General features: G+C 67.5%; 12 protein-coding genes and 1 tRNA gene. 6 read left to right on the top strand and 7 right to left on the bottom strand.

Annotated features, from left to right (window positions below; all coding sequences use genetic code 11):
• Positions 1–180: 180 nt before the first annotated feature.
• The 3 genes from ACYVI5_RS10475 to ACYVI5_RS10465 form a co-directional block, all read right to left on the bottom strand.
• A complete protein-coding gene (locus ACYVI5_RS10475) occupies positions 181–1,011 on the bottom strand; it encodes an inositol monophosphatase family protein (protein WP_460580120.1) in 831 nt (276 codons plus the stop codon).
• A gap of 22 nt (positions 1,012–1,033) precedes the next feature.
• A tRNA-Lys gene (locus ACYVI5_RS10470) sits at positions 1,034–1,106 on the bottom strand.
• Between the two features lie 111 nt (positions 1,107–1,217).
• Positions 1,218–3,080, bottom strand: coding sequence for a 2-isopropylmalate synthase (locus ACYVI5_RS10465; protein WP_460580119.1), 1,863 nt, complete (start codon positions 3,078–3,080; stop codon positions 1,218–1,220).
• 294 nt (positions 3,081–3,374) lie between these two features.
• On the opposite strand from ACYVI5_RS10465, the gene ACYVI5_RS10460 reads away from it, so the two are divergent.
• Positions 3,375–4,466 carry a chitinase gene (locus ACYVI5_RS10460; RefSeq protein WP_460580118.1) on the top strand — a complete coding sequence of 364 codons (1,092 nt, stop codon included), beginning with the start codon at positions 3,375–3,377 and terminating at the stop codon, positions 4,464–4,466.
• A 1-nt stretch (position 4,467) separates the two neighbouring features.
• Here ACYVI5_RS10460 and ACYVI5_RS10455 read toward each other — a convergent pair whose 3' ends face one another.
• Both ACYVI5_RS10455 and ACYVI5_RS10450 read right to left on the bottom strand, forming a co-directional pair.
• Positions 4,468–5,196 carry a VIT1/CCC1 transporter family protein gene (locus tag ACYVI5_RS10455; RefSeq protein ID WP_460580117.1) on the bottom strand — a complete coding sequence of 243 codons (729 nt, stop codon included), beginning with the start codon at positions 5,194–5,196 and terminating at the stop codon, positions 4,468–4,470.
• 22 nt (positions 5,197–5,218) lie between these two features.
• Positions 5,219–7,051 (bottom strand): glycoside hydrolase family 15 protein, encoded by a 1,833-nt coding sequence (locus tag ACYVI5_RS10450; protein WP_460580116.1) that lies wholly within the window; start codon positions 7,049–7,051, stop codon positions 5,219–5,221.
• A 30-nt stretch (positions 7,052–7,081) separates the two neighbouring features.
• Between ACYVI5_RS10450 and ACYVI5_RS10445 the strand changes: the two genes are divergently transcribed.
• Both ACYVI5_RS10445 and ACYVI5_RS10440 read left to right on the top strand, forming a co-directional pair.
• The gene (locus ACYVI5_RS10445; RefSeq protein WP_460580115.1) at positions 7,082–8,458 is read left to right on the top strand and encodes a glucose-6-phosphate dehydrogenase; all 1,377 of its coding nucleotides are present in this window, start codon (positions 7,082–7,084) and stop codon (positions 8,456–8,458) included.
• A gap of 31 nt (positions 8,459–8,489) precedes the next feature.
• Positions 8,490–10,013: an ATP-dependent DNA ligase gene (locus ACYVI5_RS10440; protein WP_460580114.1), complete on the top strand. Its 1,524-nt coding sequence runs from the start codon at positions 8,490–8,492 to the stop codon at positions 10,011–10,013.
• A gap of 33 nt (positions 10,014–10,046) precedes the next feature.
• Here ACYVI5_RS10440 and ACYVI5_RS10435 read toward each other — a convergent pair whose 3' ends face one another.
• Both ACYVI5_RS10435 and ACYVI5_RS10430 read right to left on the bottom strand, forming a co-directional pair.
• A complete protein-coding gene (locus ACYVI5_RS10435; RefSeq protein WP_460580113.1) occupies positions 10,047–10,685 on the bottom strand; it encodes a hypothetical protein in 639 nt (212 codons plus the stop codon).
• Positions 10,686–10,838: 153 nt separating this feature from the next.
• Positions 10,839–11,027: a hypothetical protein gene (locus ACYVI5_RS10430; RefSeq protein ID WP_460535949.1), complete on the bottom strand. Its 189-nt coding sequence runs from the start codon at positions 11,025–11,027 to the stop codon at positions 10,839–10,841.
• 268 nt (positions 11,028–11,295) lie between these two features.
• Here ACYVI5_RS10430 and otsA point away from each other — a divergent pair, with 268 nt between their 5' ends.
• From otsA to ilvD, 3 genes are all read left to right on the top strand, one after another.
• A complete protein-coding gene (gene otsA, locus ACYVI5_RS10425; RefSeq protein ID WP_460535950.1) occupies positions 11,296–12,813 on the top strand; it encodes an alpha,alpha-trehalose-phosphate synthase (UDP-forming) in 1,518 nt (505 codons plus the stop codon).
• Entirely contained in the window at positions 12,810–13,610 is an 801-nt protein-coding gene (otsB, locus tag ACYVI5_RS10420; protein WP_460580112.1) for a trehalose-phosphatase, read from the top strand. The genes otsA and otsB overlap by 4 nt, the downstream gene beginning before the upstream one ends.
• A gap of 62 nt (positions 13,611–13,672) precedes the next feature.
• Positions 13,673–15,367, top strand: a complete 1,695-nt coding sequence (ilvD, locus tag ACYVI5_RS10415; protein ID WP_460580111.1) for a dihydroxy-acid dehydratase — start codon at positions 13,673–13,675, stop codon at positions 15,365–15,367.
• The last annotated feature ends 12 nt before the right edge of the window (positions 15,368–15,379 follow it).

Raw genomic sequence — 15,379 nt, 5'->3', positions numbered from 1 at the left:
TAAGACAGGCTGAACCACCGTGGTCCCGACGATCGGAGGCGAAGACGACGGGGCGACGGAGTCAGCGCGTGTCCGCTTCTCGGGCGGCTCTCCGCGCCGAACGCAACGACCCACGCTCCGTCACCGTCGCCGGTTCCGGGTGATCGCCCGCGCCCGGGTGCCAGCCGTGCGAAACGACGTTCAGCCGCGCAACAGGTGCAGGAACTCCTCGTGGATGGCGCCGTTGGTGGCCACCGCACTGCCGTCCCAGAGCGCCGCTGAGCCGTCGGACGCCGTGACGCGACCGCCGGCCTCTTCGACGATGGGAATCAGTGCGGCGATGTCGTAGGGATGCAGACCGAACTCCGCGACCGCCTCGATGAGGCCTTCGGCGAGCAGCGCGTAGGCCCAGACATCCCCGTAAGCGCGATCCCGCCAGACGGTTCTGCTGAGGGCGATGAGCTGATCGAGGTGCCCCGAGCGGTCCCACTGCTGAATGCTCTGAAAGCTGATTGCGGCATCCGCGAGCTTGCGGATGCCCGACACCCGCAGCCGCGTCGGCTCGCCTCCGCCTTCGCTCGCCCATGCACCGTTGCCCACGGATGCCCACCACCGCTTGCCCGCCGTGCCGGCCAGCGCGGGGGAACTGGCGACGCCGAGCACCGGTACGCCGTCGACGACGAGCCCGATGAGGGTGCCCCACATGGGCAGGCCGCGCTCGTAGCTGTGCGTTCCGTCGATCGGATCGATGATCCACAAGCGGTGGGCCGTTCGAGGGTCGCCGCCGGCGCTTCCGTACTCCTCGCCGAGGATGTCGTCGCCTTCGCGCTCGGTCTCGATCAGTTCGCGGATTGCACGCTCGACGGCCTGATCGGCATCCGTCACGTGCGTGCGGTCCGGTTTCGTCGTCACGTGCAAATCGTTCGCACGGAATCGCGCACCGGAGATGGCGTCTGCCGCATCGGCGAGCCGGAGAGCGAACCGAAGATCGTCTTCGAGGTCGGGCACGGGCGAAAGCCTTTCTCGAGCCATCGACGGGAGGAGAGAAAGAAAGTGCGCCCCCAGGGACTTGAACCCTGAACCCACTGATTAAGAGTCAGTTGCTCTGCCGATTGAGCTAGAGGCGCATGGTGCGACTTCACGAGAACTGCCGAACCGAAGCACAACGATAGCATCCGCCGACGGTCGGGTGCGAATCGCTCCGAGGCACCGAGAAGCCGCACGAAGGTGGCGCGAGGCTATGCCGCTGAGGCCGATGCGTCCGCGTCCGGCCGGTCGACGTGATCCGATGCACGCACCCGCTCAGCCGCCGCAAGCACTGCCGCAGCGGTGGCCTTGAGTACCGAGCGGTCACGACCCGCGGCCCAGTGCGGTCCGTCGGCCCCGCGGTACTCGAGCACGGTCACGGCATCGCTCGACGACCCCTCTGTGGTCGACATCTGGGTGAGCGAGAGCACCTCGAACCGGATGCCGCGTGCCGACAGCGCTTCCGTCAGCGCCTCCACGGGCCCGACGCCGGCGTGCTCGGTCGTGTGCTCCACACCCTCGACACGCAACCGGATGCGTGTGCTCTCCACCGCGTCCCACGCGGCGTCGCTCTCGCCTCGTCCGCCTTCGCTGACGTCGAACCCGGCCAGTTCGATTCCGGGATCACCGGGTGCAGCCAGGTAGGCATCCTGGAACAGCCGCCACAACTGCTCGGCCGTGACCTCTTCGCCCGTCGCGTCGGTGTGCAGCTGCACATGCCGCGCGAAATCGATCTGCAGCCGGCGGGGGAGCGAGAGCCCGTACTCGGTCTCGAGCAGGTAGGCGATGCCGCCCTTGCCGGACTGCGAGTTGACCCGCACGACCGCGTCGTAGCTGCGGCCGATGTCGGCCGGGTCGATCGGCAGGTACGGCACCCGCCAGTCGAGCTCGCGCTCAGGCACACCGGTCTCCTGCGCCCGGGCGCGATGCTCGCCGAGCCCCTTGCGAATGGCATCCTGATGCGTGCCGCTGAAGGCCGTGTGCACGAGGTCGCCGACATACGGATGCCGCTCGTGCACCGGCATGCGTGTGCAGTGCTCCACGGTGCGGCGCACCTCGTCGATGTCGCTGAAGTCGATCATCGGGTCGATGCCCTGCGCGTGCAGGTTCAGCGCCAGTGTGGCGAGGTCGACGTTGCCGGTGCGCTCACCGTTGCCGAACACGCATCCCTCCACCCGCTGCGCTCCGGCCAGCACGGCGAGCTCGGCGCACGCGATGCCCGTGCCCCTGTCGTTGTGCGGGTGCACCGACAGGATGACGGCGTTTCGCCGCGCCAGGTTGCGGTGCATGTATTCGATCTGGTCCGCGTACACGTTCGGCGTCGCCACCTCCACCGTGGCGGGGAGGTTCAGGATGACCGGGCGCTCCGGTGAGGCATCCCAGAACTGTGTCACCTCGTCGCAGACCTCCAGCACATAGTCGGGTTCGGTGAGGTTGAAGACCTCGGGCGAGAACTCGTAGCGCACACGCTGCTCATCCCCGGTCAGGCGCAGGATGTCTGCAGCGCCGCCGAGGATCACCCGCTTCAGCGCGTCCCGGTCGTGACCCAGCACGACGTTGCGCCAGGTCGGCGCAGTGGCCGCGTACATGTGGATGACGACGTGGTTGCGGATGCCCCGTACGGACTCGACCGTGCGCTCGATCAGCTCGCGCCGGGCAGGAGTGAACACGACGATGGTGACGTCGTCGGGAGCGATCGGCGCTCCGGCTTCGGCCGTGTCGACGATGAGGCGCACGAAATCGAAGTCGGTCTGCGAAGCGGAGGGATAGCCGACCTCGATCTCCTTGTATCCCATGGCGACGAGCAGCTCGAAGAACCGTCTTTTGCGGGCGGGGTCCATTGGCTCTGCGAGCGCCTGGTTGCCGTCGCGCAAGTCGACCGGCACCCAGAGCGGCGCCTTCGTGAGCCGTCGGGACGGCCAGGAGCGGTCCGTGAGCGGTACTGCCACGCGGTTGTAGACATCCGTGTAGCGGTGCGAGGGCATCTGGGAACGCCGTTGACGGTTCCACGAGGGGGCGTCATCGGGAACGGGGCCCGTTGGCGTGGAGATGGTGGGAAATGCGGTGCCGGACATGATCGGTGATCCTTGCTTCTCGTGGTCTGATCGACCGGCACGCGACGACCTCCACGGCGGGAGGCCGGTCGTCTATCAGGCCCCGCCGTGGCGGCGAAGAAGCAGGAGCCCGGAACGAAGCATGTTCCGAAGGTAGCAGCAGCTTGGGCCGCCGTCGAGCATGACCCTTGTCCGGGGGATGCCGCCATCGGTAGGCTGGAGGGCGACAGGTTTGTTAGGAAAACATACTAATCCTGTCAGCCGCCTCATCTCGTGTCGTGCGCATCGCGACATGACCATGCAAAGGAGCATCAGATGAAACGATTGCCCGTTCTCGTCGGCGCCGGTCTGGCCGCTGCGCTGGCAGTGCTCGGCACGGCAGCACCGGCATCCGCCACGGGGTCGGAGGGCCCGGATCCATGGCTGCCGACGCCGCACTCCCACACCATCGTGTACCCGGGCCTTCCATTGCCGGCGCGGATCGCGGCGCCCTATATCGACGTCACGGCGGTGAGCGACCTCGCCGACCTGTCGCAGGCATCCGGTTCGCGATTCCTCAGCCTCGCGTTCCTGCAGACCCAGGCGCCGGGTTCGTGCACGCCGTACTGGGCGGGCGACACGTCGAAGCCGGTGACTCCGGATGTCTACGGTGCGCAGTTCGACCGCATCCGCAATCACGGCGGCGACGTCATCCCCTCGTTCGGCGGTTACGCGGCAGATACCACCAGCACCGACATCGCCGACAGCTGCACCGACGTGCACAGCATCGCGCTGGCCTACGAGGACGTGTTCGCGGTCTACAAAGTGCACCGCATCGATCTGGATGTCGAGGCCGACTCGATCACGAACCAGGCGGGAGTCGACCGGCGCAACCAGGCGATCGCCGAGGTGGAGCAGTGGGGGAGGGCCCACCACTGGCCGGTCTCGTTCTCCTACACGTTGCCGACCTTCCCGACCGGTCTCGCGCCGAGCGGGGTTGCGGTGCTGCAATCCGCTGCGAAGTACGGAGCGAAGATCGCTGACGTCAACGTGATGACGTTCGACTACTGGGACGGCGCCACGCACGACATGCTCGCCGATGCCGAGCAGGCCGCGACGGCTCTCACCGGACAGCTGAAGCAGACGATTCTGCCCCACGCTCCGGCGTGGCAGCTGTGGCGCACGGTGGGCATCATCCAGATGATCGGCATCGACGACTACGGGCCGCAGGAGACGTTCACGCTCGATGAGGCGGCGCCGCTGGTCGCCTGGGCGACGTCGCACGGCGTGCAGACCATGAGCTTCTGGGCGCTGCAACGGGACAACGGCGGATGCCCGGGCGTGAAGGGCGCGAACTCCTGCGACGGTCTCGTGCAGCCCACGTGGGCGTTCAGCAAGGCCTACGCGACGTTCAATTCCTGGTTCTGATTCAGCCGGCGTGCACGCCGAGCAGGAGGCCGACGAGGTACGTTGCGGCGACTGCGATCGCGCCGAACAGCAGTTGCCGTAACGCACCCCGCCACCAGGCTTTACCGGTGAAGTAGGCGGCGAACGCGCCGGCGACGATCAGCCCGAGACCGCCGATGGCGAGTCCCAGCCACAGCTGGCCGAACCCGAACAGGAACGACAGCAACGGGATGACCGCGCCGACCGAGAACATCACGAACGAGGAGAAGGCGGCGATCCACGGCGACGGTTTCGAATCGGGATCGACGCCGAGCTCCTGAGTGACGTGCACTCGCAGCGCGCGGTCGGGGTTGTCGTGCACCTCGGATGCGGCCCGGTGCGCGGTCTCGAGCGACATGCCCATCTCCTGGAACATGCCGGAGAGCTCATACATCTCGCCCTCCGGGTTGCGGTCCAGCGCCTTGCGCTCGACCGCCGCCTCCTTGTCGACCTGTTCGTTCTGAGTGGTGACGGACGTGTACTCGCCGAGCGCCATCGAGAACGCGCCCGCGACGAGACCGGCCAACCCGGTGAGGATGATCGTGCCGCGCGGCGCCCCGGCAGCACCGATTCCAGCGATCAGCGCGATGTTGGTGACGAGGCCGTCCATGGCGCCGAAGACAGCGGCGCGCAGCCAGCCGCCTGAGACATCCGAGTGCCGGTGGTCGTAGTCGTGCGGATTCCGGAAGGGCGGAATGATCGGGTCAGGCACCGCCCCAGCATAGGAGGTGCCGTCAGCCGTCTGGCGCGTCGAGAGCACGCGACGGACTGCCGCCGCCCACCATCGACTCACCGTGGCCTTCGGCGCGCGCGATGGCGTCGGCCGCGCGAACCAGGGCGAGGTGTGAGAGCGCCTGCGGAGTATTGCCGGCCTGTCGACCCGACGCCGTCGAGTACTCCTCGCTCAGCAGCCCGACGTCGTTGGCCACCGCGCACAGGCGCTGCATGAGTTCGTTCGCGCGGTCGAGCCGGCCCGAGCGTGCGTATTGCTCGACGAGCCAGAACGAACATGCCAGGAAGGGGTATTCGCCCTGCGGGAGCCCGTCCAGATCGGTTCGCGAGCGATAACGGAGCAGGAATCCGTTGTGCATGAGATCGCTCTCGATCGCCTCGACCGTGCCAAGCATCCGCGGGTCGTCCGGCGCGATGAACCCCACCTGCGAGAGCTGCAGAAGCGAGGCGTCCACTTCGGCTGTGTCGAAGTGCTGGGTGAAGGTGTTGCGGCGGCGGTCGAAACCCTTCTGCTCGATCTCCTTGCGCAGCACGGCCCGGCGTTTGCGCCAGTCCTGCACGGGCCCCTCGAGGCCGTACTCCTCAGCACCGCGGATCGCGCGGTCATAAGCTGCCCACACCATGACCCTGGAGTGCGTGAAGTTGCGAGCGGGACCCCGGATCTCCCAGATGCCCTGGTCTGCTCTGTGCGCCACCGCGTTGAGCCGGCCCATCAGGGCGCACTGCAACGACCACGAGAAGTCATTCTCCTTGACGCCGGCGAGGCGAGCGTCGTGAAGCGCGATCATGACCTCGCCGATCACGTCAGCCTGGAACTGCTTGGCTGCAGCGTTCCCGATGCGCACCGGCGAAGCGCCGTGGTAGCCGGGAAGGGTATCGATCACATACTCGGGCAGGAACCGCTCGCCGCCCAGCCCGTACATGATCTGCACGTCGTCCGGGTCCCCGGCGAGGGCTCGGAGCAGCCAAGAACGCCAGTGGTCGACTTCGTCCCGATAGCCGTGCGCCAGGAGAGCGCTGATCGTCTGCGAGGCATCTCGCAGCCAGACGTAGCGGTAGTCCCAGTTCCGGCTGCCACCGAACTCTTCGGGCAGCGATGTGGTCATGGCCGCGACCACGCCGCCGGTATCGGCGTGCGTGAGCGCGCGTAACACGAGAAGCGAGCGGAGCACCTCTTCGGCATAAGCCCCGCGATGAGTGAACGTGGCGGCCCAGTCCTCCCACCAGGTCTCGCTTTCGTGCAGACCCTTCGAAATGTCGAGCGGCTCCGGCACCGGTTTGTGCGAAGCGTGCCACGTCATGGTGTGATCCACGACGTCGCTATCGCGCACGGTGAAGGTCGCTTCGTGCGCGTGATCCGTCGCGTGCAGCTCGACGCCTCGGACCACGATGGCATCAGGCCCTGCGACGGCGACGAGCGCGTGATGTTTGTCGCGAAGCTGCCGCACCCAGGGGACTGCTGCCGCATAGCTGAACCGCATACGGAGGTCGACGCGCATCTCGACTTCGCCCGAGAGTCCGCGGATCCGCCGTACGACGTTCGCGCCGTGCACCGTTCGCGGCATCGCATCGATCACTTCGACGACACCGCTCGGCGTCGTCCACCGGGTAGTGAGCACGAACGAACTGCCGTTGTACCGCCTCTCCGCGACGGCGTCGGGATCGGTCGGCGCAACCAGCCACCTGCCGTGATCCTGCGTGCCGAGCAGCGCCCCGAAGACGGAGGGGGAGTCGTACCGCGGCAGGCAGAGCCAGTCGATGCTGCCGTCTCGTCCCACCAACGCACCCGTGTAACAGTCGCTGATCAGTGCATAGTCCTCGATCGCCAACGCCACCTCGCCATCTTGGCAGGTAGCGTGAGGATCATGACTGAGGCGGTGCGGACTCTTATCATCCTGGGCGCGGACGGCGATCTGACGTCGCGCCTCCTGCTTCCCGCCCTGGGGCAGTTGCTGACCGAAGAAGACACCCGCAGGGTCACCCTGGTCGGTGCAGGCATGCATGACTGGGATGCGAAGCACTGGCGCAGCGTCGTGGAGACGTCGTTCAAGACCGTGGATGCCGAGGGCCCCGCGGTCGACGCGCTGCTGGATGGCACCGATTTCGTCGCCGGCGACGTGACCGATCCGGATCATCTGCGGGAGCTGCTCTCCCGCTCGGACGGCACGCCCGCGCTGTATTTCGCGTTGCCGCCTGCGGTGACCAAGGAGGTCTGCGCCGGCCTCGCGGAACTCGACCTGCCGGCGGGACTCCGGCTTGCGCTGGAGAAGCCGTTCGGCACAGACAAACGGAGCGCGGCTGCGCTCAACCGCCGGCTGACCAAGCTCGTGCCCGAGGATCAGGTGCACCGCATCGACCACTTCCTCGGCAACTCGACCGTGCAGAACCTCTTCGGTCTGCGGTTCTCCAACCGCATCTTCGAGCCGCTGTGGAGCGCGGAGCACATCGCCAGTGTCGACATCGTGTACGACGAGGTCCTGGGCCTGGAGGGCCGCGCCGGGTACTACGACCATGCGGGCGCCCTGGTCGACATGTTGCAGAGCCACCTGCTGCAGGTGCTGGCCGTCACGGCGATGGAACCGCCGTCGACGATGAGTGCGGCGGACATCCGCGATGCCAAGGGCATCGTGATTCGCGCCACTCACGTGCTGGACGACGACGCGATCGCGAACAGCCACCGCGGCCGCTACACGAAGGGGAAGATCGACGGACGCGAGCTCAGGTCGTATGTGGATGAGAACGGCGTGGATCCGGACCGCCGCACAGAGACCCTCGCCCAGGTCACCTTCGGCATCGACACCTGGCGCTGGGCAGGCGTGCCCTTCACCCTGCGATCGGGGAAGGCGATCGGTCGTGGGCGCCACGAGATCGTGATCACGTTCCGCGATGCGCAACGGGTGCCGAAGGGTCTGCGCGGTGCAGCCCACCCGACCCGGCTGCGCATCCGCCTCGGACCCGACGTCATGCAGCTCGAGCTCAACACGAATGGGCCCGGCGACCCGCACTACCTGAGCCGGGCATCGCTCGAGGCCGACTTCGGGCCGGGGAGCCTGCTCGCCTACGGCGAGGTGCTCGCCGACCTGTTCGACGGGAATCCTTCGCTGTCGGTGCGCGGCGACACGGCCGAGGAGTGCTGGCGCATCGTTGCCCCCGTGCTCAAGGCGTGGGGCGACGACGAGGTGCCGCTCGAGGACTATGCGGCCGGCTCGGACGGACCGACGGACTGGCCCGCCATACCGTGAGGATGTCGGCGGTGACGCGCAGACTGTACCCGTGCTGCTGAACGAGCTGGTCGCCACCGACTCCGCCGTGGGGTCGACCAGGTCGCGCCTGGCCAAGGTGGATGCCCTTGCCGAGCTCCTCTCGCGGCTGGATCGCGACGAGGTGGTCACCGCCGTCGGCTTGCTCATCGGCTCGCCGGTGCAGGGCCGGCTCGGCGTCGGGTGGCGCGCCATGTCGACGTCCACTACACCGGCGGCGGTCGATCCGACTCTGACGGTGGCGGAGGTGGACGCGCTTCTCGACCGGCTCGCCGCGACCGAGGGCGCAGGCTCCGCGACAGCGCGGGCGTCCGTTCTGGCCGAGCTCCTGGGCCGCGCGACGGAGACCGAGCAGCGGTTCCTGGTGCGGGCGATGCTCGGCGAGATGCGCACCGGTGCCCTGGAGGGCGTACTCGTGGATGCGATAGCGCGAGCGGCCGACGCACCCGGCGGGGTGGTGCGACGTGCCGTGATGCTGTCCGGAAGCCTCGGCGACACGGCCGCGCTCGCCCTGTTCGGCGGAGCGGATGCGCTGGCCGGCGTGACGCTGACGGTGGGGCGCCCGGTGCGCCCGATGCTCGCGGCATCCGCTGCCACGGTGGCCGACGCGCTCACCGAGACCGGAGAGGCCTCGGTGGAGTACAAGCTCGACGGTGCGCGCATCCAGGTGCATCGCCGTGGCGATGAGGTTCGCATCTTCACGAGGAGCCTCGCAGATGTCACGCATCGCCTGCCCGAGGTCGTCGATGCCGTCCGGCGCTTGCCGCTCACCGATGCCATCTTCGACGGAGAGACACTGACGCTCGACGAGGAGGGTGCGCCGCGGCCCTTCCAGCAGACGATGTCGCGCTTCGGCGCGGAGGCGTCGCGCGAGGCACTGCTCAGCCCATGGTTCTTCGACGTTCTGCATCTCGACGGCAGGGACCTGATCGACGAGCCGCTGTCGGTGCGTCGCGGCATCCTGAGCGAGGTCGCCCCGCACCTCCTCATTCCGGGCCTGATCACCAGCGATCCGGAGGCGGGAGAGGCGTTCTCCCAGGAGGCGCTGGCAAAGGGTCATGAGGGTGTGGTCGTGAAAGCGATCGGCTCGCCCTACACCGCGGGCCGACGCGGCTCCGGCTGGATCAAGGTGAAGCCGGTGCACACGTACGACCTCGTCGTGCTGGCCTGCGAGTGGGGCTCTGGACGGCGCCAGGGATGGCTGTCCAACTTGCATCTGGGCGCGTACGATCCCACCGGCGAGTTCGGTGAGCCCGGCGGGTTCGTCATGGTCGGCAAGACGTTCAAGGGCCTCACCGACGAACTCTTGCGTTGGCAGACCGAGCGCTTCCAGCAGCTGGAAGTGCGACGGACGGCGGGCACTGTGTGGGTGGAGCCGGTCACAGTGGTGGAGATCGCCATCGACGGGGTGCAAGCATCCTCACGCTATCCGGGAGGCATCGCGCTGCGGTTCGCACGCGTCAAGCGTTACCGCGAAGACAAGACGGCGGCAGAGGCCGACACGATCCAGACGCTGAGGGCGTTGCTGCGCGGCTGATCGAGAAGGTGACGAGTGGACCCCGCGATGTGGTCAGATGCGGGTGAACTGAAGGGCGATGGAGTCGGTGACCGGCTTCTTCAGGTCGGTCCACACCGTAATGGGTGCGGGCTCCCACTGCAGGGCCACGGCGTCTTCATCGAGCACGGCATCCTCGTCGCCCTGTGGCTCGTCGTGACGGTGCGCCGGGCCGCGCTCGGAGTCGTCGATGCCGGCGACGTCGCCCTCTACGGCAGTCGCTGACGGAACCGCATCCGCGTCTTCCTTGGGCGAGGATGCACTCGCCTGCGTTTCCGCCATCGCCGCGACCTCGTCACGGTAGTCGTCTTCATCCACGCGCGGGGCAGGGTGCGAAGTCACGTCGGCCACATCCACGTGCGTGCCCGACCGCAGGGCGATGGGACCCGTGCGCGTGGAGACCGTGAGCTGTTCGCCGGCCTCGAGCTGAAGCTGAGCGCTCCGGAGAGCAGCCGTCACGTCCAAGGCAACCTGATGTGCGAGCACGGTGCGGAAGAGGTCGTCCGTGTCATCCGGCGTGCGCCTGCGTACCACCCACTCGCCGCCCTCGCCGATCGCTGCGGCGATGCGCGTGTGCACGAGCTCGAAGATCTGTTCCTCCGCGAGGCGAGGGAGAGGAGCCGGGGTCTCGACGACCTCGACGATGGGGGCCACCGCTTGAGCAGCGTGCCTCCGACGACCGAACATGACCGGTTTCTCCCTCGTGTGGTGCGTGATCAACCCCGCACGACACAGTCTGACGGATGCTCGGCTCCGGCCTCCGCTGACACGCCGCCGCAGAGTGCGGCGGCTCTCGGATCGTCGGTCCTATCGCCGGCTCTCGAGCTCCTTGGAGCGGTCGTGCACGCTCGTGAGCACAACGGCGAGCGACAGCGCCCAACTCGCCCACGCCAGCAGCACCCGCCAGTCTCGCGGTCCGTTGCGCGTGGTCTGAACGACCGACACGACTCCCAGCGCCGTGCTCACGACGCCCCAGTTCAACAGGTACTTGCGCATCGAATCCCCTCGCGTTTCGGTCTATTCACTCCGGCCTAGCCTGCCGCCCTCGGCACTGTCAACGGCCACCCGACTCTCCGGCGCGTTGCTTACCCTGCCTGGTAACGTTCTTGAGGCCGACCAGGCTTTCACTCAGGAGGCGCTCATTCTTCCGAAGTCCGCTCACGACGAGTCCGAATCCGGCGGCCGGGAGGCCGCCGCGAACCGGTCGCCGAAGCCCAGGCGGGGTTCGGGGACCGGCCGGAGGAGGCCTCGCAAGTTCGACCTCGTGATCGTCTCGAACCGCCTGCCTGTCGACCATGTCTCTGGTGAGGGCGAGAACGCCGTCTGGCGTCCGTCGCCCGGAGGGCTCGTGGCGGCGCTCGAGCCGATGATGAAACGTGAGGACGGCGTCTGGATCGGCTGGGTGGGCATTCCGGACGCCGAGTTCGAGCCGTTCGAGGCCGACGGAATCGACATCAAGCCCGTCGCACTCAGCGCCCAGGACGTCGAGTACTACTACGAGGGCTTCTCGAACGACACCCTGTGGCCGCTGTACCACGACGTGATCGCCCCGCCGAGCTTCCACCGGGAATGGTGGGAGGCGTACGTGCAGGTGAACCGCCGGTTCGCGGATGCCGCGCTCGAGTCGGCGGCACCCGGCGCCGTCGTGTGGGTGCACGACTACCAGCTCCAACTCGTTCCCAAGATGTTGCGTGACGCTCGCCCGGATCTGGTCATCGGGTTCTTCGATCACATTCCGTTCCCGGCATACGGCATTTACGCGCAGTTGCCGTGGCGAAAGCAGGTCGTGGAAGGCCTGCTCGGCGCCGACGTCATCGGGTTCCAGAGGCTGGGCGACGCCGGCAACTTCGCCCGCGCGGTACGACGCTTGCTCGGCTACGAGACCCGGGGATCGGTGATCGAGGTGCCGCTCGACGACGATGAGGGCGTCGGGCACCGGCATGTGAAGACGAACCGGCGAGGCACCCGCGTGCGCACGGTACTGGCCAAGCAGTTCCCCATCTCCATCGACACCGCGCGCTACCAGGAACTCGCGTCGCGGCCGGACATCCAGGCCAGGGCACGGCAGATCCGCGAGGAACTGGGCAACCCGGCGACCATCATGCTGGGCGTCGACCGGCTCGACTACACGAAAGGGATCGGGCACCGGCTGAAGGCGTACGGGGAACTGCTGCGCGATCAGTCGATCGACGTCGAGAACGTCACGCTCGTGCAGGTGGCCAGCCCGTCGCGCGAGCGGGTGGAGACGTATAAGCAGCTGCGCGACGAGGTGGAGCTCACGGTCAGCCGCATCAACGGCGATTACTCCACCATCGGGCACACCGCGATCAGCTACCTGCACCAGGGGTATCCGCGCGAGGAGATGGTGGCTCTCTACCTCGCGGCCGACGTCATGCTCGTGACCGCGCTGCGCGACGGCATGAACCTGGTGGCCAAGGAATACGTCGCCAGCCGCATCGACAACGACGGCGTCCTGGTGCTGAGCGAATTCACCGGCGCTTCAGACGAGATGAAGCAGGCGCTGCTCGTGAATCCGCACGACATCGAGGGCCTGAAGCATGCCATGGTTCGCGCGATCGAGATGCCGAAGCGCGAGCGCTCCCGGCGCATGCGCGCCCTGCGCAAGCGGGTCATCACGCACGACGTGCAGCGCTGGTCGGCGACCTTCTTCGATGCGTTGACGCACGTCACCAAAGAGGACGACTTCGGTGCGCACGAGGCAGCGCAGAACCCGCAGGTCGCGCGGTCGGTGCCGGGCTCGGAGGGGCCGGCGGAGTCGTGAGCACTTCACGGCCCACCGGTTCGGTCGACGTCGACGAGGGCCTGGCGGAAGCCATGGCACGGCTGGCCGCCACACCGCGCCTGCTCGTCGCGCTCGATTTCGACGGCACCGTGAGTCCCCTGGTCGACAACCCGCGTGACTCGCGAGTGCTGCCGGCCGCACGTGCAGCCCTCAACCAGCTCGAACGGATGCCGGACACCTGGATCGCATTCGTCTCCGGTCGTCCACTGGCCGGACTGGCCCGGGTGACCGAGGCCGACGACGAGGCGCTTCTGATCGCCTCGCACGGGGTGGAAGTGCGGCTCACGGGCGGTGCGGTGGATGTCGGACTCACCGAAGAGGAAAGCGCACGGCTGGAGGCGCTTGCCGCCGAGCTCGAACGCATTGTCAACGTAACGCCGGGCTCCAAGCTGGAGCGCAAGCCCGTCGGCCTCGGCCTGCACACGCGAGGTGTGCCTGCCGAGCAGGCGAGAGCCGCCGACCGAGCATCACGGGAGGCAGCGTCGTCGCTTGGCGGAGGATTCCTCGAGCGAGCGGGTAAGGACATCCTCGAGTTCGCGGTGCGCGACGCGACGAAGGGCGACGGCGTTCAGCGGTTGAGAGAGCACGTCGGTGCGACCGCCGTGCTCTACGCGGGCGACGATGTCACCGACGAAGACGCATTCGCTGCGTTGCACCGGGGAGATGTGGGTGTCAAGGTCGGCCCAGGGGAGACGAAAGCCGGTCATCGGGTCTCCGACCCGGACGCGGTCGCCGCTCTGCTGGCACGCCTGGCCGTCGCGCGCGCCGAGCGTTGAGCATTCGACGCGGCGGCGGGCATCCTGCGCAGGCGAATCGCGGCGCCTCTAAACTCGAGTTCATGCCTGAGATCGACATGAAGCCCCGCAGTCGTGTGGTCACCGACGGGATCGAAGCCACCACGAGCCGTGGAATGCTTCGCGCGGTCGGCATGGGCGACGAGGACTGGGACAAGCCGCAGATCGGTATCGCCAGCTCCTGGAACGAGATCACGCCGTGCAACCTCTCGCTCGACCGCCTCGCGCAGGCGGCGAAGGAGGGCGTGCACTCGGGTGGCGGCTATCCGCTCGAGTTCGGCACCGTCTCGGTCTCCGACGGCATCTCCATGGGTCACGAAGGCATGCACTTCTCGCTGGTCTCCCGCGAGGTCATCTGCGACTCCGTCGAGACGGTCATGATGGCCGAGCGACTCGACGGTTCCGTGCTGCTGGCCGGATGCGACAAGTCGATCCCGGGCATGCTCATGGCGGCGGCACGACTCGACCTGGCATCCGTCTTCCTCTACGCGGGCTCCATCGCTCCCGGCTGGGTGAAGCTCAGCGACGGAACCGAGAAGGATGTCACGATCATCGACTCCTTCGAAGCCGTCGGCGCTTGCAAGGCCGGCACGATGAGCCTCGACGACCTCAAGCGCATCGAGTGCGCGATCGCGCCGGGCGAGGGTGCGTGCGGCGGCATGTACACCGCCAACACCATGGCGTCGGTCGCCGAGGCGCTCGGCATGAGCTACCCCGGATCCGCCGCTCCGCCCTCCGCGGATCGCAGGCGCGACTACTACGCGCACCGCTCCGGCGAGGCAGTCGTGAACATGCTGCGACTTGGGCTGACCGCGCGCGACATCCTCACCAAGGAGGCGTTCGAGAACGCCATCACCGTCGCCATGGCGCTCGGGGGGTCCACGAACGTCGTATTGCACCTCCTCGCCATTGCGCGTGAAGCCGAGGTGGAGCTCACGCTCGACGACTTCAACCGCATCGGCGACAAGGTTCCGCACATCGCCGACATGAAGCCGTTCGGCAAGTACGTGATGAACGACGTCGACCGGCACGGCGGAATCCCGGTGCTCATGAAGGCGCTGCTCGACGCTGGCCTGCTGCATGGCGACTGCATCACGGTCACCGGCAAGACCATCGCCGAGAACCTCGCCGAGATCGACCCGGCGCCACTGGACGGCGAGGTGCTGCACTCGCTCGACAACCCGCTGCACCCCACCGGCGGACTGACCATCTTGAAGGGCACATTCGCCCCGGACGGTGCTGTGGTGAAGACCGCGGGATTCGACGCCGCTGTGTTCGAAGGACCCGCCCGGGTGTTCGAACGCGAACGGGAGGCGATGGACGCCCTGACCAACGGCGCCATAGACCACGGAGACGTCGTGGTGATCCGCTATGAAGGCCCGAAGGGCGGGCCAGGCATGCGCGAGATGCTCGCGATCACCGCCGCCATCAAGGGCGCAGGGCTCGGAAAAGATGTACTACTCTTGACAGACGGTCGATTCTCAGGCGGCACAACCGGTCTGTGCATCGGCCACATAGCACCCGAAGCAGTGGACGGTGGTCCCATTGCCTTCGTGCGCGATGGTGATCTGATACGGGTCGATATCGCGGCTCGCTCCCTCGACCTACTTGTCGACGAGTCCGAGCTGGCCGCCCGCCGTGAAGGCTGGGCGCCCCTTCCTCCGCGCTATACCCGTGGCGTTCTCGCGAAGTACTCCAAGCTCGTGCACTCGGCCGCCGAGGGCGCGATCACGGGGTAGTCCTCGCGTTCT

Source organism: Humibacter ginsengisoli, assembly GCF_054780095.1.
The sequence above is the reverse complement of the archived record's forward strand: the minus strand, read 5'-3'. Positions and strand labels throughout refer to the sequence as shown.